19 protein-coding genes are annotated in these 24,133 nt (G+C 46.5%); 8 read left to right on the top strand and 11 right to left on the bottom strand.

Annotated features, from left to right (window positions below; translation table 11 throughout):
* Nucleotides 1-43 precede the first annotated feature (43 nt).
* From NOM72_RS01370 to NOM72_RS01360, 3 genes are all read left to right on the top strand, one after another.
* Complete coding sequence (locus NOM72_RS01370; RefSeq protein ID WP_255997456.1) at nucleotides 44-2,317, top strand: methyl-accepting chemotaxis protein; 2,274 nt, start codon at nucleotides 44-46, stop codon at nucleotides 2,315-2,317.
* A 118-nt stretch (nucleotides 2,318-2,435) separates the two neighbouring features.
* Entirely contained in the window at nucleotides 2,436-3,596 is a 1,161-nt protein-coding gene (locus NOM72_RS01365) for a helix-turn-helix domain-containing protein (RefSeq protein ID WP_255997454.1), read from the top strand.
* A gap of 101 nt (nucleotides 3,597-3,697) precedes the next feature.
* Nucleotides 3,698-5,839 carry a bifunctional glycosyltransferase/CDP-glycerol:glycerophosphate glycerophosphotransferase gene (locus NOM72_RS01360; RefSeq protein ID WP_075642837.1) on the top strand — a complete coding sequence of 714 codons (2,142 nt, stop codon included), beginning with the start codon at nucleotides 3,698-3,700 and terminating at the stop codon, nucleotides 5,837-5,839.
* 47 nt (nucleotides 5,840-5,886) lie between these two features.
* Here the strand turns inward: NOM72_RS01360 and rlmD are convergent, their stop codons facing one another.
* From rlmD to NOM72_RS01315, 9 genes are all read right to left on the bottom strand, one after another.
* Nucleotides 5,887-7,245 (bottom strand): 23S rRNA (uracil(1939)-C(5))-methyltransferase RlmD, encoded by a 1,359-nt coding sequence (gene rlmD, locus NOM72_RS01355; RefSeq protein ID WP_035396153.1) that lies wholly within the window; start codon nucleotides 7,243-7,245, stop codon nucleotides 5,887-5,889.
* Nucleotides 7,246-7,270: 25 nt separating this feature from the next.
* Nucleotides 7,271-8,233 (bottom strand): diacylglycerol kinase, encoded by a 963-nt coding sequence (locus NOM72_RS01350; protein WP_023469333.1) that lies wholly within the window; start codon nucleotides 8,231-8,233, stop codon nucleotides 7,271-7,273.
* A 147-nt stretch (nucleotides 8,234-8,380) separates the two neighbouring features.
* Nucleotides 8,381-9,814 carry an Asp-tRNA(Asn)/Glu-tRNA(Gln) amidotransferase subunit GatB gene (gatB, locus tag NOM72_RS01345; RefSeq protein WP_255997451.1) on the bottom strand — a complete coding sequence of 478 codons (1,434 nt, stop codon included), beginning with the start codon at nucleotides 9,812-9,814 and terminating at the stop codon, nucleotides 8,381-8,383.
* A gap of 14 nt (nucleotides 9,815-9,828) precedes the next feature.
* Nucleotides 9,829-11,271 (bottom strand): Asp-tRNA(Asn)/Glu-tRNA(Gln) amidotransferase subunit GatA, encoded by a 1,443-nt coding sequence (gene gatA / locus NOM72_RS01340; protein ID WP_023469335.1) that lies wholly within the window; start codon nucleotides 11,269-11,271, stop codon nucleotides 9,829-9,831.
* A gap of 15 nt (nucleotides 11,272-11,286) precedes the next feature.
* The gene (gene gatC / locus NOM72_RS01335; RefSeq protein WP_023469336.1) at nucleotides 11,287-11,577 is read right to left on the bottom strand and encodes an Asp-tRNA(Asn)/Glu-tRNA(Gln) amidotransferase subunit GatC; all 291 of its coding nucleotides are present in this window, start codon (nucleotides 11,575-11,577) and stop codon (nucleotides 11,287-11,289) included.
* 199 nt (nucleotides 11,578-11,776) lie between these two features.
* Nucleotides 11,777-13,021: an Nramp family divalent metal transporter gene (locus NOM72_RS01330; RefSeq protein ID WP_074668410.1), complete on the bottom strand. Its 1,245-nt coding sequence runs from the start codon at nucleotides 13,019-13,021 to the stop codon at nucleotides 11,777-11,779.
* Nucleotides 13,022-13,132: 111 nt separating this feature from the next.
* On the bottom strand, nucleotides 13,133-14,644 hold the full coding sequence (gene putP / locus NOM72_RS01325; protein ID WP_023469338.1) for a sodium/proline symporter PutP: 1,512 nt from the start codon (nucleotides 14,642-14,644) through the stop codon (nucleotides 13,133-13,135).
* A 78-nt stretch (nucleotides 14,645-14,722) separates the two neighbouring features.
* Nucleotides 14,723-16,267 (bottom strand): L-glutamate gamma-semialdehyde dehydrogenase, encoded by a 1,545-nt coding sequence (gene pruA / locus NOM72_RS01320; protein ID WP_029342578.1) that lies wholly within the window; start codon nucleotides 16,265-16,267, stop codon nucleotides 14,723-14,725.
* Nucleotides 16,268-16,396: 129 nt separating this feature from the next.
* Entirely contained in the window at nucleotides 16,397-16,684 is a 288-nt protein-coding gene (locus tag NOM72_RS01315; RefSeq protein WP_023469340.1) for a HesB/YadR/YfhF family protein, read from the bottom strand.
* 122 nt (nucleotides 16,685-16,806) lie between these two features.
* Here NOM72_RS01315 and NOM72_RS01310 point away from each other — a divergent pair, with 122 nt between their 5' ends.
* The 4 genes from NOM72_RS01310 to NOM72_RS01295 all read left to right on the top strand — a co-directional run bounded on the left by NOM72_RS01310 (nucleotide 16,807) and on the right by NOM72_RS01295 (nucleotide 21,006).
* Entirely contained in the window at nucleotides 16,807-17,646 is an 840-nt protein-coding gene (locus NOM72_RS01310; RefSeq protein WP_023469341.1) for a hypothetical protein, read from the top strand.
* Nucleotides 17,647-17,658: 12 nt separating this feature from the next.
* On the top strand, nucleotides 17,659-18,108 hold the full coding sequence (gene bcp / locus NOM72_RS01305) for a thioredoxin-dependent thiol peroxidase (RefSeq protein WP_255997447.1): 450 nt from the start codon (nucleotides 17,659-17,661) through the stop codon (nucleotides 18,106-18,108).
* A gap of 329 nt (nucleotides 18,109-18,437) precedes the next feature.
* Nucleotides 18,438-20,087, top strand: coding sequence for a peptide ABC transporter substrate-binding protein (locus NOM72_RS01300; RefSeq protein WP_023469343.1), 1,650 nt, complete (start codon nucleotides 18,438-18,440; stop codon nucleotides 20,085-20,087).
* 268 nt (nucleotides 20,088-20,355) lie between these two features.
* A complete protein-coding gene (locus NOM72_RS01295; protein WP_023469344.1) occupies nucleotides 20,356-21,006 on the top strand; it encodes a homing endonuclease associated repeat-containing protein in 651 nt (216 codons plus the stop codon).
* Nucleotides 21,007-21,103: 97 nt separating this feature from the next.
* Here NOM72_RS01295 and NOM72_RS16160 read toward each other — a convergent pair whose 3' ends face one another.
* Nucleotides 21,104-22,801 carry a GGDEF domain-containing protein gene (locus tag NOM72_RS16160; protein WP_055969073.1) on the bottom strand — a complete coding sequence of 566 codons (1,698 nt, stop codon included), beginning with the start codon at nucleotides 22,799-22,801 and terminating at the stop codon, nucleotides 21,104-21,106.
* Between the two features lie 133 nt (nucleotides 22,802-22,934).
* On the opposite strand from NOM72_RS16160, the gene NOM72_RS01285 reads away from it, so the two are divergent.
* Nucleotides 22,935-23,543, top strand: coding sequence for a YktB family protein (locus NOM72_RS01285; protein ID WP_023469346.1), 609 nt, complete (start codon nucleotides 22,935-22,937; stop codon nucleotides 23,541-23,543).
* A gap of 29 nt (nucleotides 23,544-23,572) precedes the next feature.
* Here NOM72_RS01285 and NOM72_RS01280 read toward each other — a convergent pair whose 3' ends face one another.
* Complete coding sequence (locus NOM72_RS01280) at nucleotides 23,573-24,082, bottom strand: hypothetical protein (RefSeq protein WP_255997445.1); 510 nt, start codon at nucleotides 24,080-24,082, stop codon at nucleotides 23,573-23,575.
* Nucleotides 24,083-24,133: the final 51 nt, after the last annotated feature.

The following is a 24,133-nucleotide window of genomic DNA, read 5'->3' as shown; positions in this document are numbered from 1 at the left end:
AATAGACAGATTTTAAAGACTATTTAGGATAGGAGAATTCATCATGCGCCTCCCGATCACCCGTCGTTTGTTCATCGGGCTTATTTTGTTGCCTGCTCTTACTCTCGGTGTTTCCACTTGGTTTTCGTATGACCAAACAAGCCGAACTGTCGATCAACTGGTCGACTCGACATCCCAAACTGCTTTAAAGCAACTCGAACAATCGTTTTCCCGCATCATCGATGATACTAAAAAAGATACAACACTCCTTGCCGGACTCCCTTCCAACCGTGAAGACGGTACTCTACCGAACTACATAGATACAACCAAACAACCCGATGCTTCGGAGGCTCCTTCTCAAAAAGCAACAGATATCTATAATGTCCTTGAGAAATATGGCTCCTCAAAAATCGAAAATTCATTTATCCAATACGCTGATACGAAAGGCGGCTATCTTAACTGGCCAAAACAAGACGTCGCACCTGGATACGATCCTCGAAAAGAGATTTGGTATAAACAAGCGCTGGAGAATTCAAGCACTGTCGCCATGAGCGAGCCTTACTATGATAGCGCGACGAAATTATCCATCATCGGTTTCTCTAAGGCGACACTAGATGCTCAAGCGAACATCAAAGGTGTATTGTCTGTTTATAAAAGCATCAATCGTCTTGCTGAAGATATGAAACGGATTGAAATCGGACAAAAAGGATTTGTTTTCAGCTACACACAAGACGGTAAGGTCGTCACGCACCCGAACCGAAATTATTTCTTCAAAAAAATCAATCAACTACGTGAAGACGGAAAAGCATATTTCTCTGCTCCAAAGTCCATGTTAGAGCAAGAATCCGGTACGAAGATCATGGACGTCGCCGGAAAAAAATCGGTCGTCATTTGGCAAACTTCTTCGAAAACAGGATTCAAACTAGCCGTCGTACTGGATTACGCTTCCTTGTATGCGCCTAAAGAAGCCATGCTCAATCAGTCATTGATCAATTTCGTCGTTGCGATCGCCCTCGCGACATTGATCGCTTGGTTGATCGGGCGTTCGATCAATCGCCCGCTGTCGATGCTCCGTCGTGAAGCATTAGCAATCGCATCAGGTGATTTGCGAACACAGCATCGTCCTAAACGATTCATCCGGGATGAATTAACGGACCTCAGTGCAAACTTCGACGCGATGCGCGCGCGCCTGCGACAAACGATTCTAGCGATGACTACATCCGCTACGACCGTTCGCGATGCGTCAGAAGAGCTCTCAAACAATGCGACTCATGTACAAAAGGCTTCACGTCATATCGGACAGACAATGGAAGAAATCGCTGCTGCTGGTGAAACTCAAACGAAACAAGCCGAACGTTCTTCCCATGCTGTATACGGTGTCAAGGAACGTTCTACAGCAATGCAACAGGTCGCGTCCACGACACTTTCTGAAGTCGCTTCCGTCGCTTCCGCTGCGACACGAGGAAGTGACGTGACGAAACAGACGATTTCTGATCTATTGAGCCATTCGGACTCATTGGAAAAAGAAATCGAGAACACTTCTGATTTCTTAGGCAAACGTTCTGATGAGATCGGAAAGATTCTTGGAACGCTGCAAGCCATCTCGAGTCAGACGAATTTACTCGCCCTCAACGCAGCAATCGAAGCCGCACGTGTCGGTGAACAAGGACGTGGATTTGCTGTCGTCGCGAGTGAGGTAAGAAAACTGGCCGAGGAGAGCGACGAATCCGCTAAACAAATCAAACAGCTCCTCGATAATATTCAACAAGAAACACATACTGCCATGAGTGCGATGCACCATGTCATGAGTGATTTGAAGCTGTCTCTTGAGTCTGTCAAAACGACAGGCGATGACTTCGAGCGCATCGCAGGATCCGTACATCATGTCTCGAATCGAACAGAAGTATTGACTGGTGACATCGAGGCGCTGACGCTTGCTACGGAAGAAGTATCCGATGCCATGGGAACCATTCTTGCTTTAACGGAAGAGAATGCAGCAGGTCTTGAGACAAGTGCTGCAAGTATTCAAGAAACGAACGCAACACTTGAATCCGTGACGACGGCAGCGGCTCACCTCGCTCACATCGCAGGTGATCTCCATGCGATCACATTGGAATTTCAGTTAGACGAAACCGTATCTGACGAACATTCGATCGAAGAACAAGAAGACGTCCTTTCATCAGAACCCGACACAAGCCATTCTGCAGACGATGCCTACGCGGAAGTCGCAAGCACAGAATTGACGGAGCACGATATCGAAACGAATGATCTTGAAGTCGAGACGGGGCACGAGGAGGATCCAACACCTGAGTCCTCTCCGTCTCCTACGAATCCATAAGCCTATCGATCCGGAGTCTTGAAGAAAGACTTCGGATTTTTTCATTCCCTACTCGACTATCGATTGCCGAGCACATACACTAGATACAATCGATGCATCATTCGAAAGGAGTCGCTTCATGAATCCCTTAAGCCCCTCAGACTTGACACAAATCGCGGAACATTTGTTTGGGATGACTGGTTTTTTTATTTCCTATCAAGATCAAGAGCACGTCTCAATCGAGTTACGTCCTTCCGCACCCAAGCATCCAGCTAATCTATTGATTGAAGATACGTGGCCTACTTTAAAAAATCATCGCCCTCTACTTCATACCTTAAAAGACGGAACGGCTTATCTGTTCGTAAACGTTCCTGACCAAGGCATGTACCGGATCGGTCCCGTTCTCTTACAGTCAGCACTTTTTCGGGCTCATATTCAAGATGAGACCTATCATCAATTTTATAAAGTTCTACCCCGAACGACGGAAAATCGTCTGATCGACTGTGCCCATTTGCTCTATCGCCTTCTACATGGTGAAGGATTGTCCTCTCGTGACATCGATCATGTTTCAGATATACAGGAAGAGGAAATTCCTTTAGTGTCTGAAGCCCCTTCGCACACAGGTGTGACCGCCTATCGAAAAGCTTGGCAACGCGAGCAACAAATCATCGACTGGATCTCATCCGGACAGAGCGAACGGTTGGCGACGACCTATTCTCTTCCCGCATACGGTGAGTTCGGAACACTCGCACGTCACCAACCACTCCGAGCAGAAAAGAATCTACTTCTAGGAACGGTTCTTCTAAGCGCACGTGCCGCTATTCGTGGGGGACTCGAACCAGACGAAGCCTTTTCGCTTAGTGATCGGATGATTGAGACGATCGAAGCTGCGACGAGTATTGCAGAATTGCGAAATCGTCACGTTCGGATCACGGTATCTTTTGCGGAAGCCGTCAAAGAAATACAGGCGTTGCGTCATTCGCCACACGTCTTAGCTGCCATTCGATACATTCAGCAGCATCTCTATGATCCTTTATCGGTCTCGTCCATCAGTCAGGCGATTCACGTATCCTCCAACTATTTATCCGTTTTATTTAAAGATGAAACGGGTTTACCGCTGGCTCGTTACGTCATTCGTGAACGGATTCGCGAAGCGAAAAGATTGCTACGTTCATCTGACGACTCGCTATTGACGATTTCAAACCGACTGCACTTTTCAAGTCAAAGTCATTTCAGTCAGGCCTTTAAACAAATCACAGGCGAGACACCTACTCATTACAGACAAAAGACAGATTTTTAGGAACACTGCTACCTTTTTCAGATTTGTGATATTCTATTCAACAGAATACAATTTTGCCGAATCGAATCTTTTTCGATTCTTTCATCAAAAGGAGAGTCAACATGAATTCAATTAGTGTGATCATTCCAGTCTATCAAACCGAGTCTCAAGCAAAAGCTGCGATTCAATCCGTTCTCGACCAACACGTTTCGATTCCTGTAGAAATCGTCGTTGTCTTTGATGGACCAAGTTCTTATGTCGATGATATTCGTGCACTATATCCAACGTGTACCATCATCGAACAATCACATCAAGGTGTGTATGCGGCTCGACGTAATGGAGTTCAAGCTGCTTCAGGAGACTATGTCATCTTTTTAGATAGTGATGATATTCTTGCTCCCCGTGCGCTTTACACATATATCAAGGCATACGAGAAGTCTCGTGGGGAAGTCATCATCGGTAAGATCTCCCCTGTCTATAATAAGAAGAAATGGCTGATGCCGATCGATGACGATCGTTACTTCTTTTACTCGCGCACGAAGTTTAATTCGCGTCACTTGACGACGATCCATGGATGGATGATCAAAAAAGAATTGCTTCAGACATTGCCTAGCCTCGAAACGACATGGTTTGCGGATACGCTCATCGCCCATACTGTCATTTCGCAGTTAACGAACATTACTTCCGTCAACTACATCGTGTACGGACGGAATTCAAGAAGTACACCACTAGATGGTCAATCGCTCTTCCAACTACGTGACATTACGACACTCTCAGATATCTCTCGAATTTATGGCATATTATCAGCAGAGACAAAAGATGAAGAAGTCCAAAAATTCTTAAATACGTGGTATAAACGGTTCATTTCAAAACGTGGACGTACATTACTCGAACGGAGTTCATCTAATACTCAACAAGCAGAAGTCTTCAACCATGTCGCTTACGACTTAAAGCGGATGCCATCAAAGAGTAAATATCTACAAGCTTGGTCAACGGGATCGTACGCGATGTTCAAGCTGTACATTACTGCTGTCAAAACAAAACGTTCCTTACGTACGGCGCGTCGTAAAAAAATTAAAAATGGTCTTATGCTATATCGACTATTCCAGAAGATGCCGATCAAAGACAATCTCGTCTTATTCGAAAGTTTCTTAGGGCGGAGTTACTCTGACAATCCGAAGGCACTTTACCTTCACCTAAAAGAAAAACATCCGGAACTAGAACTTGTTTGGATTTTCGCTCAAGAACCTTCTGATGAAGTGAAGGAAGCATGTCCGAATTGGGTACTTCGAAACAGCTTTACGTATTATCAATACATGGCTCGTGCGAAATACTGGATTTTCAACACGCGTCAGCCGCTCAGCTTGAAAAAACGCGAAGAAACTATCTATCTTCAAACATGGCACGGTACGCCATTAAAACGACTCGGTCTTGATATGGAAGATGTGCATATGGCTGGAACGAATGCGATTCGCTATAAAAAGAATTTCTATAACCAAGCGCAAGAATGGAACTATCTGATTTCGCCAAACGCATACTCGAGCGAAATCTTCAAGAGCGCATTCGGATTCCAAAATACGATGCTTGAAACGGGCTATCCTCGTAACGATCTCTTATATGCCGATAATCAAGCGGGTCTCATCAGTGAAATCAAAACACGCTTAAATATTCCGGCTGATAAAAAGATTGTCCTTTATGCACCGACATGGCGAGATGATGAGTTCATCGCGCGAGGAAAATACCGATTCGACTTGCAATTGAATTTAAATGAGATGCAAGCACGCCTCGGTGACGAGTACGTCGTCCTTTTACGGATGCACTACTTGATTGCTCAAAACATGGATATCAGTGGACACGAAGGATTCGCTTACGATGTCTCTTCATACGGTGATATCGCTGAACTCTACCTGATTAGTGACATTCTGATCACGGACTACTCATCTGTGTTCTTCGACTATGCCCACTTGCAACGTCCAATGATCTTCTTTACGTACGATCTAGAGAAATATGCTTCAACGTTGCGCGGATTCTACTTCGATTTCGAAGAAGTCGTCCCTGGACCACTTCTGAAGGAAACAGATCAAGTCATCGATTATATCGAACAAATCGATACGAAGTCCGTCGCTTACCAAGAAAAATACGATCGCTTCCTCGAACGGTTCTGTAGCTTAGATGATGGTACGGCGAGTGAACGCGTTCTTGCTGAATTGTTCCCAAGTACAGCACAATCGACGGTCGAGGATGAATCAACAGAAACGGAATGATAAATCAAAAGTGCCTCCTTCCTTAACTGGAAAGAGGCACTTTTGATTTAGTTACGGACGAACAAGGCAACGCTTTCGACGTGTGTCGTATGCGGGAACATATCAACAGGCGTCACTTCGACGAGTGTATACCCGAGCTCTGTCAATAGCTTCGCGTCACGCGCTTGTGTCGACGCATTACATGAGACGTAGACGATCCGCTTCGGTGCGACATCTGCTGCAGCACGTAAGAACTCCTCGTCACAGCCTTTACGTGGTGGGTCGACGACGATGACGTCTGGTTGGATACCGGCTTTAACGAGATCTGGCATGACCTTCTCAGCTGCACCATACTCGAACGTCACGTTCTCGATGCCGTTCGCTTGTGCGTTCCGGCGTGCGTCATCGATCGCTTGCGGTACGATTTCGATGCCGTAGACGTGCTTCGCTTGTTTAGCGAGTGATAAAGAAATCGAACCGATCCCACAGTAAGCATCGACGACTGTCTCATCGCCTGTCAACTGAGCGTACTCGAGCGCTTTCGCGTAGAGTTTCTCTGTTTGCAACGGATTGACTTGGAAGAACGAATGCGGTGAGATCTCATACGTCAATCCAGCGATTTGATCGCGGATGACGGACGGTCCATATAAGACGACGTTCTTTTTCCCGAGAATGACGTTCGTATCATCCGGGTTGATGTTGTGCTGGATCGACGTGACGTTTGGTAACGCCTTTAAGATGCCTTCAACGATCTTATCAATCCCACGCAATTGTTTGACCTTCGTGACGAGCACGACCATCAACTCGTTCGTGTGATACCCATGACGTGCCATGATATGACGGATGACACCTGCTTTTTTCTTCTCGTCGTACGCTGGGACTTTCAAATCAGCGAGGACTTTACGAACCGCTTGGACGGCTTCGTCGTTTTCTTTGTTTTGGATCAAGCAGTAGTCCATATCGATGATCCGGTGACTCCGTTTTTGGTAGAAACCAGCCATCAATTTGTTCGATTGGAAGGCGACCGGTACTTGTGCTTTGTTGCGGTAACCCCAAGGATCTTCCATCCCGATCGTCTCGTGGACGGGAATTTCAAGACCTGCTAGGCGCGCGAAAGCGTCACGGACACGATTGTGCTTGAACTTGAGTTCTGCATCGTATGACAAGTGTTGCAATTGGCAACCGCCACACTGGTTGTAAACCGGACAAGGTGGCTCGACACGATCGACACTCTTCGTCTTTTGACGGATGATACGACCGAACCCGTAAGACTTCGTCGTTTTCGTGATCTTGATCTTGACCTGCTCCGTCGGCAATGCGCCCGGGATGAAGACCGTATAGCCATCGATGCGTGCGACCCCTGATCCTTCATGTGTCAGGTCGACGATCTCGACGACGTGTTCATCGTTCTTTTGTACTGGAATCATGAATATCCTCCTTAAAAACCTCGCTTCACGCGAGGTTCGTTTCTGCTTCTTGTAGTTGTGTATTGATTTGTTCCATCTCTTCGATCCGGAACTTTGGTGTCATGACTTCGAAATGAGAGCGAAGATTCGTCATCTCGCCTTCGCAAATGCCGCCAAACTCACCATCGATGTTCAAACTCATCTCTGATGTATTCTTCATGCGGACGAATGAGGTCGTGACATGCTCGATGCAAGGGTCCGAGAAATGATCCCCTTTTAAGGCAAGACGCATGACACGAATCAGTTCGACGAGGTTACATTTCTTGAGAATGAAGAGATCGAACCGACCATCATTGAGTGACGCGTTCGGTGACAGCTTCTCGAACCCACCGACGGAGTTCGTGTTCGATGTCAAGAACAGCATGACTTCTCCTTTGAATATACCCTTTTCATGCTCCAGTTCGACATATGTCGGTCGGATTTGTGGAAGTTTCTCCATCCCTTTGACGTAGTACGCGAGCTGTCCGAGTGCCGTCTTCAGCTTCGAAGGCACTTCGTACGATAGTTCTGTCATGATGCCACCACCAGCGATGTTGATGAAGTAATGGACGCCTGCCGATCCTTCAATCTTACCGATATCGACCGGCATCGTATGTCCCGTGCAAATGACATCCATCGCCCCTTCGATCGTCAATGGAATACGCATCGCCCGACCAAAGTCATTCGTCGTTCCAACAGGTAATACACCAAGCTTCGGACGTTTGTTGTAGGCAGCCATTCCGCTGATCACTTCGTTCAACGTACCATCGCCGCCTGCTGCGACGACGAGATCAAAGTCTGCTTCGCATGCTCGTGCTGCTTCATACGTCGCATCGCCGACCGCTTTCGTCGAGTAGACAGATGTCTCATAACCCGCTGCTTCGAGTCGGTCGAGGATATACGGTAAATTTCGTTTAACCATCTCTTTCCCGGAAGTCGGGTTATAAATCACGCGCGCTCTAGGTCTCATAAGATTTTCTCCTTTTTGACTCAACCGTTCATTTGATACATAACTGTTTTATTTTACATGAACTCTCGAGACATTACAAAGCCAAAAAAGACAGCGTCCGTTTCCTCGCAGAAGTAAAGGAGGAACGAACGCTGTTTGATCAGGTACTTATTTTAATTTTTCAAGCTCTTCATAGAAGAGTTGATCCAGGAGGGCAGGATTCGCCATTCCTTTTGTTTTCTTCATGATTTGACCGATGACGAAGCCTTTCTTCCGGTCACGTCCACCGAGTAATTCCTCGACGACGGCTGGGTTCGCTTCGAACATCTCGACGATGAGACCACGTAGCAATCCTTCGTCTGAAATTTGTGCAAGACCGTTTTCTTCGACGTATGCACGTGGCTCGACACCTTCTTCGATGACGGCTGTGAAGACTTGTTTGGCGATTTTCGAAGAAATCGTACCGCTTGCGATCAAGTCGATCATCTCTGCCAGACGAGCTGGTGTCATCTTGACTGTTTCGAACGTTTCCGTCGATTTATTCAAGTGACCTTGGATCTCACCGATCGTCCAGTTGGCTGCTGCTTTTGGCTCTGCGCCTGCTGCCAGTGTCGCTTCGAAGTACTCTGCCATCTCACGTGTAACTGTCAATTGCTTCGCATCATACGCCGAAAGACCGAGTTCTTCTTGGTAACGAACGCGACGTGCATCTGGAAGTTCCGGGATACCGGCACGAATCGCTTCTTTCCAATCGTGATCAAGTACGAGCTTGACGAGGTCAGGCTCTGGGAAGTAACGGTAATCCGACGCCCCTTCTTTGACACGCATGAGAACGGTTTGTTTTTTCGTCTCATCGAAGCGAAGTGTTTCTTGACGCATCACACCACCTGCAAGCAATAGTTTGCGGTGACGATCTTCTTCGAACTCAAGACCTTTTAAGACGTTTCCGAATGAGTTCAAGTTTTTAAGTTCTGTTTTTGTACCGAACTTCTCTTGTCCGTATGGGCGAACGGAGATGTTACAGTCACAACGAAGTGATCCTTCTTCCATCTTGACGTCCGAGACGCCTGCATATTGCAAGACTTCCTTGAGACGTTCGAGGTAGGCGACTGCATCTTTCGGTGAACGCATGTCCGCTTCACTGACGATCTCGATGAGCGGTGCACCTGTCCGGTTGAAGTCGACGACTGAGTGATTCGCACCCGTGTGGTTCATCTTACCAGCATCTTCTTCCAGATGGACACGTTCGATCCGGAAGCGTTTTGTTTCGCCATCGACTTCCGCATCAATGTAGCCATCGAAGCCGATCGGTTGATCGAACTGTGAGATTTGATACGCTTTTGGCGTATCTGGGTAGAAATAGTTCTTCCGGTCGAATTTCGTTTGATCGGCCACTTGGCAGTTAAGTGCCATGGCTGCACGCACAGCAAGCTCGACGGCTTTTTCGTTGACTTTCGGCAAGACACCCGGATGTCCAAGACAAATCGGGCACGTTTTCGTGTTCGTCTCCGCGCCGTATTCCCGCGCACAACCACAGAACATCTTCGTGTTCGTGCTCAGCTCGGCGTGGACCTCGATCCCGATGATCGTTTCAAAGTTCATGATACATTCGCTCCTTATAACTTCGGAAGCGCGAATCCACCTGTCGCAAGCTCAAACGCATGCGCAGCACGATAGATTGTCGCCTCATCGAAATGTTTTCCAATGATTTGTAAGCCGACCGGAAGACCGTCGACGAATCCAGCTGGAACCGAGATGGCTGGAACACCTGCTAAGTTGATTGGAATCGTCAAAATGTCATTCGCATACATCGTGACGGGATCATCGAGCTGTGCACCGAGTTCGAATGCTGGTGTCGGCGCTGTTGGTCCGATGATGACGTCATAGTTCGCGAGGACATCGTCGAAGTCCTTTTTGATCAACGTTCGAGCTTGTTGTGCTTTTTTATAGTAGGCATCGTAGTAACCTGAGCTGAGCGCATACGTTCCGAGCATGATCCGGCGTTTGACTTCGTCTCCGAATCCTTGTGAGCGAGAATACTTGAAGACATCTTCAAGTGCGTCCGCTTCCGCACGGACTCCATAACGAATACCGTCAAAGCGCGCGAGGTTCGATGATGCTTCTGATGAAGCGAGTAAGTAGTACGTCGCAAGCGCATATTTCGAGTTCGGGAGTGATACCTCATCGACCGTCGCACCGAGTGCTTCGAGTTTTTGGATTGCTTCACGGATGTTAGCTTTGACACCTTCACTGACACCCTCACCGAAGTATTCTTTCGGAACAGCGATCTTCAACCCTTTGATATCACCTGTCAACGCTTGTGTGTAATCTGTTGCGGCGACATTCGCAGACGTCGAATCCATCTCACAGTGTCCTGCGATCGCGCTCAAGAGATACGCGTTGTCTTCGACTGTTCGTGTCAACGGACCGATTTGGTCAAGCGACGACGCGAACGCCACAAGACCGAAGCGTGAGACGAGACCGTATGTCGGTTTCAACCCGACGACACCACAATAGGCAGCCGGTTGACGAATCGAACCACCTGTATCCGAACCAAGGCTGAACAAGACTTCGCCTGCTGCGACAGCTGCTGCTGAACCACCTGAAGAACCACCTGGAACGTGTTTCGTATTCCATGGATTGCGAACCGGTTTGTACGCTGAGTTCTCGTTTGAAGAACCCATCGCGAACTCATCCATGTTCAATTTCCCGATTGTGACCGCCCCTGCTTCATGCAGACGCTCGACGACCGTCGCGTCATGCGCTGGTACGAAGTTCTCGAGGAATTTCGAACCACATGTCGTCGTCATCCCTTTTGTGACGATGTTATCCTTGACACCGATTGGAAGACCAAACAATGGATTCGCTTCGTGTTTCGCGACATCATCCATTCGTTTTGCTTGCTCGAATGCTTCTTCGTTCAATGAAAGAAACGCACCGATTTTTCCATCGACGCGGTCGATTTGATCAAAGGATTCTTGGACGAGTTCAGAAACTTTGACTTCGCCATCCTGAATGAGTGTGTGTAGTGTTTTGACACCATGTTCAAAAAGTGACATCGGGTCATTTCCTCCTTATTCGAACACCGCTGGGACGCGGACTTGTCCGTCTTCCCAATCGGGTGCGAGTCGTTCTACTTCCGTACGAGGAAGTGATGGACGTACTTCGTCCTTACGTAGGACGTTCTTTAAATCGAGGACATGAGTCGTCGGTTCGACGCCTGTCGTATCGAGTTCATTTAATTGTTCAGCGAACCCAAGAATCTTCTCGAGTTGTCCTGTGAATTGTGCTACTTCTTCATCTGTCACGGCAAGGCGTGCCAAATGCGCCACGTGGCGGACTTGCTCCTCATTAATCTTTGCCATGTCATTCCACCTCCGGAACTTTTGCGATATATTTTACACTATTTCTAATCATAGCACTTTTCGTCCAGACAAAAAAGACGATGGTGCATCGGGGGGAGGTCCGCACCATCGTCCTATAGGGGTAGCAAAGCTTCCGGGCGGAAAGCTTCTAGTTATGAAATACCCGCTTTAAATCAGACGAAACAAAAATACTGAATATTCATACTAATACATCGAAGAGCAGATAGACATTGAAGACGATGACGATCGAGACGATAATCCAGGCCAACGTGTTCATGAACCGACTGTTCCGATGTTCCCCCATGTACTGTTCACTCGCTGTCGCCCGAATCAAGGGAATCAAGGCGAACGGAATCCCGAACGATAAGGCGACCTGACTAAGGACAAGTGCTCGTGTCGGATCAAAACCGGAGAACAGCAACAAAATTGCCGGCAACATCGTCACGGTCCGGCGAACGAACAGTGGCAGTTGAAGATGAAGAAAGCCGCGCATGATCGCGTCCCCTGACATCGTCCCGACGCTTGAAGAAGCGAGACCCGAGACAAGTAAAGCAATCGCAAACAGATACGGTGCGCTACCACCGAGCGTGACATGAAGTCCCTCGTAGATCGCTTCAAGCGAACCCGCTTGATACGTCGTGCCGTAAAACACACTGGCGGCGATGACGAGCATCGCTCCGTTGACCGCTCCAGCAATCAACATCGCTCCCCAAATGTCGAAACGCTGAATCCGTAACATCGACAATTTATTCGCAACGTGTCCCATCCGGCGTTTCGTTAAATCGGAATGGAGATAGATTGCATGCGGCATGACGGTCGCTCCGAGCATCCCGGCAGCGAGGACGATGCTCGACGTACCTTCAAATCCCGGTAACAATCCTGCCGATAGATCACGAAAGACCGGATGAACTTCAAATACTTCAATCGCAAAAGCAGCGGCGATGATTAAGACGAGTACGGCGATGACAGCTTCGAAATGCCGGAGTCCCTTCTGCTCGAAGCCGAGGATGACGAACGACAAGACTGCCGTCAATAATGCTGCCATCCGTAAATCGATTGCAAACAGTAAATGAAATCCGAGTGCGGCCCCGACGAACTCTGCGAGATCGGTTGCCATCGCGACGAGCTCCGCTTGTACCCAGTAGAAGAAGCGCGTGACCGGCGATAACTCCTCCCGGATTACTTCCGCTAAACTGAGATTGCTGACGATTCCAAGCTTGGCTGACAGGAACTGAATGACGACCGCCATCAAGTTCGAGGCAACGATGACCCAGAGCAACAAATATCCGTACTGGGCGCCTGCCGTCATGTTCGTCGCGAAGTTTCCCGGATCGAGATACGCGACGGCAGCAACGAACGCCGGTCCGAGATATGTCCGTTTTCTTGGTAAATCTTGTGTAAGTGGCTGTGTCGCCATCTCGTTCACCTCACTTTTTGTTTTCATTATACGCTCATTTTGCACAAGAGCAACAAATATGTTTATGGTAAATAACAACGTATGAAGTGAATTAAAAAGGGATGTCTCCTGTAATCAGGAAACACCCCTTTTTGTTAATTAGACGATCTTCCGCTCAGGCTCCGCACCTTTTAGCTGCGCTTGCACTTGATCGAATTCATCATAGATCGCTTGACTCGGTTCCTTCGTCACGAGACTACCGACGACGAGCGCAACAGTCGAAGCGAAGAAGGCTGGAATCATCTCGTACATCTCAGAAATGTAGAATGGCAACCCTTCGACATTTTGTTTGATGAGAATCCAGGCGATGACGACGACAGATCCCGTAATCATCGAAGCAAGTGCTCCTGTCTTGTTCATCCGGCGCCAAAGCAAGCTGAACAGAACGACTGGTCCGAACGCGGCACCGAAACCAGCCCACGCATAACCAACGAGAGTCAAGATCGACTTCTGTGCACCGAACGATAAGAGAATCGCTAGAGCAGCGACGACAAGGACCATCACGCGCCCCATGACCATCAATTCACGATCCGAAGCATCACGCTTGAAGAAACGTTGATAGAAATCATTCGTTGCCGCACTCGAAGAGACGAGTAGCTGTGTCGAGATCGTCGACATGATGGCAGCAAGTAAGGCTGCAAGCAACAGTCCCGTAATGAAACCAGGGAAGAGATCGCGTGATAATTGAATGAAGACATTCTCTGGTTCTCCTAAAGGACTATTTTGTTGCGTGAAGTAGGCATATCCGATCAAACCTGTCACCATCGCTCCAACGATTGAGAACGTCATCCAGATCATCCCGACGCGACGTGCTGACTTCATCTCGTGTAAGTTCCGAATCGCCATGAAACGAACGATGATATGCGGCTGACCAAAGTAGCCGAGTCCCCATGCGAGTAGCGAGACGATTCCAATGACCGTCGTACCTTTGAATAACTCGAGCTTTGAACCGTCCGTCGACCGAATCGTTTCGAGCGTCTCGTTGATCCCACCGCTTAAAGCGAGGGCAACGCCTGGTACGATCAGCAACGCGATCACCATGATCATCCCTTGGACGACGTCTGTCCAACTGACGGCAAGGAAACCACCGAGGAAGACGTATGCAATGACGACGCCCGCTAGAATCCAAAGACCTGTCGTGTACTCGAGACCAAAGACTGCTTCGAACAAACGACCACCCGCGACAAAGCCACTTGATGCGTACATTATAAAGAATATTAAGATAACTCCAGCTGAAACAGTACGCAAGACACCACTTTTATCGTGGAATCGTTTTTCGAAGTAATCGGGAATCGTGATCGCATCCCCTGCATGTGCCGTATACGCACGCAGACGCGGCGCGACGAGTAACCAGTTGGCGTATGCGCCAAGTAACAATCCAACGACGATCCACCCACTGGACAGACCAGTTGCATACATCGCACCCGGTAATCCCATCAACAGCCAGCCACTCATGTCACTTGCTCCAGCAGAGAGCGCCGTGACGACTGGACCAATCGTACGTCCCCCAAGCATGTAGTCATTCATGTTCTTCGTCCGATAATACGCAATGACGCCAAGTGCGACCATCAGTCCGAGATACAACAAAATCGCAAACCACATTCCGTTCATCCTTGCTCCCCCTTTTTCCATGATATAAGAAAAACGGGCATGCAGGTCGCACACCCGTTTCATCTATTAAACACCATTTCAGAACATTTCTGAAGTTGTTTTTGCTTGAAGATGTAAAGTCAAGTAATCTGGTCCGCCCGCTTTCGAATCCGTTCCAGACATGTTGAATCCACCGAATGGTTGGTAGCCAACGATTGCGCCTGTGCACCCACGGTTGAAGTAGAGGTTACCGACGTGGAAGTTCGCACGCGCGTACTCTTGGTTCGTCCGGTCTTGCGTGATGACAGCACCTGTCAATCCGTATTCCGTGTTGTTCGCGATGTCGATTGCTTCTTTGAAATCTTTCGCTTTCGTGAACGCGACGACTGGTCCAAAAATCTCTTCTTGCATCAAACGATCCGTTGGTTGAACGTCCGCGACGACTGTCGGTGAGACGAAGAATCCTGTTGAATCATCTGCCGTACCACCTGCGACGATGCGTCCTTCTTCTTTTGCGACGTCGAAGTACGACGTGATTTTCTTGAATGCTGCTGCGTCGATGACTGGTCCGACGTTGTTTGAGACATCCGTCGGGTTACCGATGCTGAGTTTGTTCGTGTTCGCGACGACTTTTTCGAGCAACTCGTCATAGACAGAGTCGAGTGCGACGACACGTGAACAAGCTGAACATTTTTGACCCGAGAATCCGAATGCCGCTTTCGTGATCATGTCCGCTGCGTAATCGAGGTCGGCCGACTCATCGATGACCATCGTATCTTTTCCGCCCATTTCCGCGATGACGCGTTTGAGCCAGATTTGACCTTCGTTTAGTTTCGATGCCCGCTCGTTGATGCGAAGACCGACATCACGTGATCCCGTGAAGCTGATGAAACGTGTTTTCGGGTGATCGACGAGGTAGTCACCAACTTCTGCCCCTGAACCTGGTACGAAGTTCAAGACACCAGCTGGAAGACCAGCCTGCTCCATTACTTCGACGAATTTCGCTGCGACGACCGGTGTCGTCGATGCGGGTTTCAAGAGGATCGGGTTCCCTGCCACGATTGCTGCGACAGCTGTTCCAGCCATGATCGCGAGTGGGAAGTTCCATGGTGAGATGATGACACCAACACCGAGTGGGATGTAATCGTAACGGTTGTATTCGCCTGGACGACTCTCGACTTTTTTACCGTCTTTTAAGACGAGCATCTGACGTGCGTAGTATTCGAGGAAATCGATCGCTTCTGCTGTATCAGCATCCGCTTCATTCCAAGGCTTCCCTGCTTCTTTAACGAGGTAGGCAGAGAACTCATGCTTCCGCTTGCGGATGATGTTCGCTGCTTTGAATAGGACGTCCGCACGTACAGAAGGATTGACGAATTTCCATGTTTCGAAAGCTGTGACTGCTGCTTGCATCGCTTCTTCTGCATGTTCCTGTGTCGCTTTCGAGACACGTCCGACGATCTCTTCTTTGTTAGCCGGATTGACGGAGACGATTTTATCTTCCGTCGTCACATGTTTTCCACCGATGACGAGCGGATAATCTTTGCCGAGTTCTTGCGTGACGAGTGCAAGTGCCTCTTCGAACGCTTTCTTGTTTGCTTCTTGTGAGAAGTCCGTGAATGGTTCGTGTTTGTACGGAATCATCTCTATTCCCCCTTTAGTCTCTACTTTAAATCGCTTACATTCTCCATTGTACAGAAGCATGAGTCCGCTTACAATTATTCTAGTCAAAAAAATAGAGGAGCGACCAAATTGATCTCTCCTCGTCTCTATTTATTCCTTCGCTTGTGAAAAGACGATCTCTTCGTGTTCAATTGAAACTTTGACGTCTTGCCCTTGGAATAACCAATCATCTTGATCCGAGACGACGAAGTGGATGCCGTCGACGACCTCTTCGACCGCTGCCCGCTCGACTTCTTCCATATGAACACCAACCGAGAAACCTTGTGTTAAATCCGTTGAGCCACCATATTTTGCGAAGAAGCGAATCGTATCGCCTGATTTTGCTTCCATCTCATCTTTGAAGTATTGTAATGCCTCATCTGTAATATGAATTTTCATATCTATCACTCCCCTTTCATTTAGTGTACCGATATCCTACTCAAAAAAGCGAATTTCCTGTATGGTAGAGACAAGATTAGCTATGGAAGCACCATGAAACATTCATCTTAGGAGGAATTCGAATGAAACGATCGCTCGTAGTGCTGCTTGCGACCAGTCTCGTACTCGTCGGTTGCGGAAACGATTCCCCGTCTTCTACAGATACCAAATCCCCGAAGACGACGGAAACGAAACAACAGAAGGCTGAACAAGCCGTTCTTGACGTCTATCAAACATACGAAAAAACGCTCGGTCAATCCGGACGAGCAGATGCGAAGGATCTCGCATCGATTGAATATACGGCTGACGCAAAACAACTTGAACCGCTTGCCGTTGGTGCGAAGAACTTGAATGTCGTTCCCGGTAAGGTCGTCAAGTCGTTCCAAAAGGGCGACGTCGCCTATATCATCCACGAATTCAAGGATGCGAAAGGATCGATTCTCCCAAACCGGGGATCGAAACTGTTATTGAAGAAAGACGATGAGTGGAAAATCGTCCTGACACCGACGACATTCGATCCGTCCGTCTTCTCGACGCTTGGCGATATGTTCACTGGATTTAACGCTGATGAATATGGTGTCAATGCGAAGGCGGCTGATGAGATCGGAAAAACCGATGAAAAAGAGCAGGATGCCGTCTTCTCTCGTGTCAATGCGCAAACCGATTATATGGCGCTTGAGATGAACAGTAACATCCTGATGATTTACGGTGAGGCGCTCAAGAACGAAGGAAATCCTGAAACGCTCGTTGATTACTATCAAGACTACGCAGACTGGTATGAAGAAGAACAGCCACTCCTCATGAAGACAGCGAAAGCCGGTTCGGATTATGAGAAGTACTTGATTGCCCTCGATCCATTAAAAGAGAGTCTTCAAAAGAAGCTTGAGAAATATGCGGATCAATTAAACATGGAATTAGGATAAGGAGGAATTTTCATGCAAGCACCAACATTCACCCTTCCGAACGCACAAGGAGAACCGATTTCCCTCGAGGATTATCGCGGAAAAAAAGTCGTACTCTATTTCTATCCGAAGGATTCAACGCCTGGTTGTACGACCGAGGCATGTGATTTCCGTGATGCGACGCAAGCGTTCGAAGAAAATAACACCGTCATTCTCGGTGTTTCTGCTGATAGTCAGAAACGGCATCAAAACTTTATCGCAAAATACGAATTACCGTTCCAATTGTTATCAGATATCGAGCATGAAGTGTGTGAGCAATATGGCGTCTGGCAACTGAAAAAGAACTACGTTAAGGAATATTTTGGAATTGTTCGTTCAACTTTCCTAATTGATGAGTCTGGTGAAATCGTCAAGGAATGGCGCAGTGTGAAAGTAAAAGATCACGTCGCAGAAGCACTTCAGTACGTCCAAGAGCAGAAATGAGTTCAAGAACCAGTTGTTTTATACAACTGGTTCTTTTTGTATTAAACCCTTTTAAAAACTCCTAATTTTATCCTTCAAAAAAAATAATTTAATAAAAAAACCATTGGTATTACACACAAATTTAATGATTTTGAAATAATCTGAAAATATTCTATTGATTTTTCTGAATATTGTATTTATTATTGATAACAAGTTGATCCGGTGCTTTCCACAGCTTAAGAATAAAAGGCGATGACCCCTCTTATTTTTAGTCGGACACCGGATCGCTATCCTATCGGTTCTTATCGTTTCACCAGATATATCTATTTCTTTTGGGAGGGATTTACTTTATGAAGAAGAAAAAGGCACTTGCACTCGTTGGAGCACTGACAATCGCTGGATCAAGTCTTGCGGCATGTTCGACGACAGATGAAGGTAAAAAAGAAAGCGGTTCGACATCTGGAGAGAAATCTTCAGACAAACAAATCTTAAATTTAACGAGTGCTTCAGATATTCCAGCACTTAGCCCAACCGTCGCAACAGACTCTGTTTCCTTCACAGTGTTAAACAACGTCCAAGAAGGTCTATTCCGTCTTGATGACAAACAAGAAGCTACACCTGGTGTTGCTGAAAGTGTTGATGTTTCGGAAGATGGACTTACATACACGTTCAAGCTTCGTGATTCGAAATGGTCGGATGGCAGTGATGTCACAGCAAAAGACTTCGAGTATGCATGGAAACGTGTTCTTGATCCGAAAAGTGGTTCGCAATATGCGTATATCATGTATCTCATCGATGGCGCAGAAGCGTATAACACAGGAAAAGGAAAAGCTGACGATGTTGCAGTCAAAGCTGTTGACGACAAAACGCTCGAAGTTAAGCTGACACAACCGGCTGAATACTTCAAATCATTAACTGGTTTCGGTTCATTCATGCCACTGAAACAAGAGTTCGTCGAAAAACAAGGGAAAAACTTCGCGACGAAACCAGATACATTCCTTTACAACGGACCATTCGTCCTATCAGACTGGAAAACAGAAGTCGGTTGGAGCTACAAGAAAAACGATCAGTACTGGGATAAAGATAACGTTAAACTCGAAGAGATCAACTACAAAGTCGTTAAGGAAACATCGACTGCAGTTAACCTTTACGAAAAAGGTGATATCGACCAAGTTGGTCTGACAAGCGAATTCGTGGATCAGTACAAAGATAACGAAGACTTCGATACACGCCTTGATGCATCGATGTACTATATCCAAATGAACTTCAAGAATGAACTCTTGAAAAATAAAGACATCCGTAAAGCAATCGACTCTGGGTACGATAAAGAGCAGATGGCAAAAGTTCTCTTAAACAACGGTTCAATCCCAGCTTATTACTATGTCCCGAAAGAATTCGCAAAAGGTCCAGACGGTAAAGACTTCCGTGATGGTAACGAAGGCTTCGGTTCATACGATGCTTCTTCTGCAAAAGCATCGTTCGAAAAAGGATTGAAAGATATCGGTAAAAAATCAGTCAAACTCGAGCTTCTTTCATACGATGATGATAACTCGAAGAAAATCTCTGAATACCTTAAAGGCGAGTGGGAGAAAAACCTTCCAGGTCTTGAAGTCACGATCAAACAACAGCCGTTCAAGAACAAACTTGAGCTAGAATCAAAAGGTGAGTTCGAACTATCATTCGCAGGATGGGGACCTGACTACCAGGATCCGATGACGTTCCTCGATATGTGGGTAACAGGTGGACCATACAACCGTGGTAAGTACTCAAGCGATAAATATGATTCACTCATCAAATCAGCTCAAAAAGAAGTAGATGCTGAGAAACGTTGGCAGGCACTGAAAGACGCTGAGAAAACTCTCCTTGAGGACGATCAAGCGATCTCTGTTATGTATCAGCGCGGAGCTTCCTTCTTACGTAAGCCGTATGTCAAAGGAATCGTCAACCATAAAGTAGGTGCCGATACTTCATACAAATGGGCATCAATCGAAGGAAAATAAGTTACACCAAAAGACCAGATTCGCTGACGAGCGTGTCTGGTCTTTTTTTCCACCTGTGTCATTTGTCCTATTTTTCTGAATAGCATTAAAATTTCGTGTCATTCTGTTTTCATTTTTATATCTTCGTTTTATACTATCAAAGAATCCGATTCACTATATTTACAATAATTCATTAAAATTATTCATAATTAATGGAAATGAACCGATATATTTACCACAGAGGACTTTTGCCTCAATACTCTACTTCACTAGGAAGGAGGACTCACTCATGAAGCAACGCGTACTTACAAATCAAAAGAGTTATACGGAAGAACAACTCGAGATGATCGAAGCGATTCGCGCAGTCGGTGAACTCATCCAGGATCGTCCAAGGCGTACAGTCTACCGTCGTTATGCGCTCGTCAATGACTGGCCACAGCCAGAGAATATCGTTCGTCAATTCGGGTCTTGGCCTGAAGCTTTATCTGCAGCAGGTTACGAATGGAATGTAGATCAGCAACCCGAAGAACTCGAGCGGGCGCCGAAGTATACAAAAGATGAGATTTTAAAATCGTTTCATCGCTATGCGCAGGATGTCGGATCGACAATCACCTTGAAAAAGTATCAAATGTGGCGAAAATCCGTTCACCACGCGCCGAGTCACTATCACATCGTTAAGATGTTCGGATCATGGCATGATGCCTGTACGGCAGCAGGTCTTGAAGCCAGCGTGACCTATTCTAAAGCAGAGCTCGCTGCATCGCTTCGTCAAGCCATCGAAGAAGTCGGATTTTCTCTTTCATTTGAAGCCTATCGAGAATGGGCGAAACGGAACAATAAACCCTCGACGAAAGCTCTATTACACCGATACGGCTCTTGGTCGGCTGCGATTCATGCGATTGAAAATGAGATCCGTCTCAACAAACAACAAGCTCAATGAACTCATCCATTCTTCAGTCCTTTCCGATCTTCGAGACGGAAAGGCTTTTTTTCATCAAAAAAAAGATGACGTTTCCGCCATCTTTTTTTGGTGTGATTCAAATGACTTTCTCTTTCCATTCATGATACGCTGCGACACGATCGCGTCCTTGGAACTTCGCACCGACATACATCGCACGGTCCGCGTTTCGGATCAAACTGGCTAGATCGCCCAGTTCCTTCAGCGTATCTATCCCTATGCTCGCTGTAATCTCAAGAGTATGACCCTCGACTACTATCGGATTAGCATGCAACGTCTCACGAATTCGTTCTGCCACGATGCGGGCGGACTCTAGATCCGTATTCGGAAGCAAGATGACGAATTCTTCCCCACCATACCGAGCCACGAGATCCGTGATTCGCGTCGCTTGCATCAGCAACTTAGCTACTTCAAATAGGACGACATCGCCGATTTCATGACCGTACGTATCATTGATTTGCTTAAAGTGATCGAGATCGATCATCAATGCGGAGAAAGGATACAGATCGCGTTGTTTGATTCGACGATCCCCCCACTCTTGTAACGCACGATAATTGGGTAATTTCGTCATCGCATCCGTCCGGCTATCAATCAGCAATCGCTCTCGTTCATGTGCGCGCTCTACAGCCCATGACAGGACACGCAACGCGCGATACAACTCGTACCCAAAGTCTTTCGTAAACTCTCCACTGGCTTCAGAGGCAAGTAAGAGTGAGCAATTGATCGTCTCCGTTGCTTCAGGCTGTATGAATAAGACGGATTGAATTTCCTCTGGTAAACAATCATACAATCGAATATCCCACTCCTGTTGCATACCATAGAGTAAAACTTCCTCTTTTTCAATGATTTCCTCTATGACCTTCCCTTCTACATGGTCCGCCTTTAATTTACGCCCATCCTTTAAGGAATAATAGACACTTTGTTGTCCCTCTTCGAAATCGAATTTAATCCATGCAATATCCGGTTTGACGAATTGATTGAGTTGTCGCAGGTATCGTTCGATGATAAATTGCGCGTCACCGTCTTTCCACGCCGCTTCTTTTAAACGTTCAATTTGTTCCCAATGCTCAATTCGGTCCGATGCTTGGACCGAACTACCGAGAGAACGCTTGATGATGAAAAGTGCAAACGCTGCCATTACAAGCCCGCTATTCCCGTTTCCTTGCACGACAAGTGTACTGAAAATACCATAGAGTAGTTCTGCCGTGATGACGACTGCTTCGAAGCGTAGCAGCTGAAACATGACATCACTTGGAATATTTTCACCCAAAAGAAATCGTGAAAGTTGGTATTGCAGCAATAAGACAATCCATAAAATAACGACCATCGCAAGCAACGGGATGATGTTGTCAGTTAATTGAAAGGCATCACCATGCGTCCCACCTAAGAGATTATAAGCTAGACCTGCTGGTACGATTAAGAAAAGTTCTAGCGCCACATTAAACGGATAGTTATGTAGCATCCGTCGTCTTCCGACTGGTGTATGAATCGTACGTAATTGATAAATCAACATGGTGACCTGTCCTACACAAATAGCAGAAAGCATGCCATACGTTAAAAATGTGAACAATACAAAACCAAAATGAAACGTGAAGCTCATATGTCGTCGGCGAACCGGATCGACGACAAAAATAGTGGATAATGCGGCAATCAATAAAAACGTGAACAAGTCGACGCTGAGGCTATAATCCTTAGACTTCGCAAAAAGATCGATGCCAATCACGATTAAGAAAAATACGACCCAGCTTCGAAGGAGATATTGTTGAAAACGGCGCACTCGAACTTCCCCTTCCTGTTTAATCTATTTTTTAAAATTGTAATAAATTGTTAATTCTATTATTCAATTTTTTGAGCAAAATGTCGAACTTGAATCGTTTCATTTGATACACTCATTAAAGAGGTGATCTTTCATGACAAATACGTTTACTCAATATGCTTTTGACACGTTTCACATTGATGGTCTTGATTCACGAATGCATGCCATTCGCGAGCGCATCCAACCGATTTTTCGCGATATCGGACAAGAAATCACGCCCGACTTGACCGTCGCGATCGAAGAGGACATGCACGTCCATATCGCACAACATGCTAGACGCAAAGTAAATCCGCCACAGGATACATGGATGGCTTTTTCACCAGATAAACGCGGCTATAAAAAGCATCCTCACTTCCAAGTCGGACTGTTTGATGACCATCTGTTCATTTGGCTCGCCTATATCTATGAGTTGCCGAACAAACAACAATATGCCTCACAATTACTAAAGCATACGGATTTACTAACCACACTCCCTGAAGACTTCGTCATTTCATATGATCATATGAAAAAAGATGCTGTTCCCGTACACGAGACCGACATCCATTCAGGGTTAGAACGCTTCCATGATGTCAAAAAAGCAGAATTCCTCGTCGGTCGTCACATTTCAGCACAACAAGTGAGCGAATTGACACGCGAGGAGTTGTTAGATGTGATTCGAAATACCTATTCGCATCTCGTACCACTCTATAAAACGATTAAATAAAAAGGATGGCCGAATCGGTCATCCTTTCATTAGTTATATTTTACTAGAATTGACATGACTTGTGTACGGTCAGAGTTTAAATTTAGATAAATGTTGACCTGTTTTGAGGAAACGGTCATGACATTGAACGTTTTATCGAGTTTAGCTGTCGAATAGGCTTGTTTGACTTCCTTGACTGTAACCGTCCGTTTGACTTGTTTCGGATCATAAACGATGGCACTGACTTTCGCTTTTGCATCCTTCACACCATACGTTGAACAGTAGTGAAGGGCACGATCTGCTGAAGCAAGACCATTTCCACTTTGACACCAGTTCGAGCTCTTTTCGCCTTTGTACGCTTTATGTACTTGCGCAAGTGTCGTTTTTTCAAGAACAACTTTTCCATCGAGGGAATGTGCTTGTTTTGCTTGCGTCTGAATTTCTTGAAGCCATTTTACATCAGTTTGTTTTGTTGCTTCGACCGATTGATTATATGAAGTGCCTGACACGATGCTGACAGTGAGTGCGGCAGTTAAGATGATTCCTAAGACTTGTTTCATGCTAATGTCCTCCTCGGCGCCTATATAAAGCGTTGATAATAAACTGATTCC

It is taken from the genome of Exiguobacterium sp. LL15 (assembly GCF_024436095.1).
In the GTDB taxonomy this organism is placed as follows: domain Bacteria; phylum Bacillota; class Bacilli; order Exiguobacteriales; family Exiguobacteriaceae; genus Exiguobacterium_A; species Exiguobacterium_A indicum.
This window is presented reverse-complemented; position numbering and strand designations above follow the sequence as displayed.

Coding starts and splice junctions, on each gene's coding strand:
- NOM72_RS01280 (WP_255997445.1), bottom strand. CDS start 24,082: ATGAAACAAGTCTTAGGAATCATCTTAACTGCCGCACTCACTGTCAGC.
- NOM72_RS01330 (WP_074668410.1), bottom strand. CDS start 13,021: ATGAAAACAAAAAGTGAGGTGAACGAGATGGCGACACAGCCACTTACA.
- NOM72_RS01370 (WP_255997456.1), top strand. CDS start 44: ATGCGCCTCCCGATCACCCGTCGTTTGTTCATCGGGCTTATTTTGTTG.
- NOM72_RS01315 (WP_023469340.1), bottom strand. CDS start 16,684: ATGAAAATTCATATTACAGATGAGGCATTACAATACTTCAAAGATGAG.
- gatC (WP_023469336.1), bottom strand. CDS start 11,577: ATGGCAAAGATTAATGAGGAGCAAGTCCGCCACGTGGCGCATTTGGCA.
- NOM72_RS01365 (WP_255997454.1), top strand. CDS start 2,436: ATGAATCCCTTAAGCCCCTCAGACTTGACACAAATCGCGGAACATTTG.
- NOM72_RS01310 (WP_023469341.1), top strand. CDS start 16,807: ATGAAACGATCGCTCGTAGTGCTGCTTGCGACCAGTCTCGTACTCGTC.
- NOM72_RS01350 (WP_023469333.1), bottom strand. CDS start 8,233: ATGAGACCTAGAGCGCGCGTGATTTATAACCCGACTTCCGGGAAAGAG.
- gatB (WP_255997451.1), bottom strand. CDS start 9,814: ATGAACTTTGAAACGATCATCGGGATCGAGGTCCACGCCGAGCTGAGC.
- gatA (WP_023469335.1), bottom strand. CDS start 11,271: ATGTCACTTTTTGAACATGGTGTCAAAACACTACACACACTCATTCAG.
- bcp (WP_255997447.1), top strand. CDS start 17,659: ATGCAAGCACCAACATTCACCCTTCCGAACGCACAAGGAGAACCGATT.
- NOM72_RS01360 (WP_075642837.1), top strand. CDS start 3,698: ATGAATTCAATTAGTGTGATCATTCCAGTCTATCAAACCGAGTCTCAA.
- putP (WP_023469338.1), bottom strand. CDS start 14,644: ATGAACGGAATGTGGTTTGCGATTTTGTTGTATCTCGGACTGATGGTC.
- NOM72_RS01295 (WP_023469344.1), top strand. CDS start 20,356: ATGAAGCAACGCGTACTTACAAATCAAAAGAGTTATACGGAAGAACAA.
- rlmD (WP_035396153.1), bottom strand. CDS start 7,245: ATGATTCCAGTACAAAAGAACGATGAACACGTCGTCGAGATCGTCGAC.
- NOM72_RS01300 (WP_023469343.1), top strand. CDS start 18,438: ATGAAGAAGAAAAAGGCACTTGCACTCGTTGGAGCACTGACAATCGCT.
- NOM72_RS01285 (WP_023469346.1), top strand. CDS start 22,935: ATGACAAATACGTTTACTCAATATGCTTTTGACACGTTTCACATTGAT.
- pruA (WP_029342578.1), bottom strand. CDS start 16,267: ATGATTCCGTACAAACACGAACCATTCACGGACTTCTCACAAGAAGCA.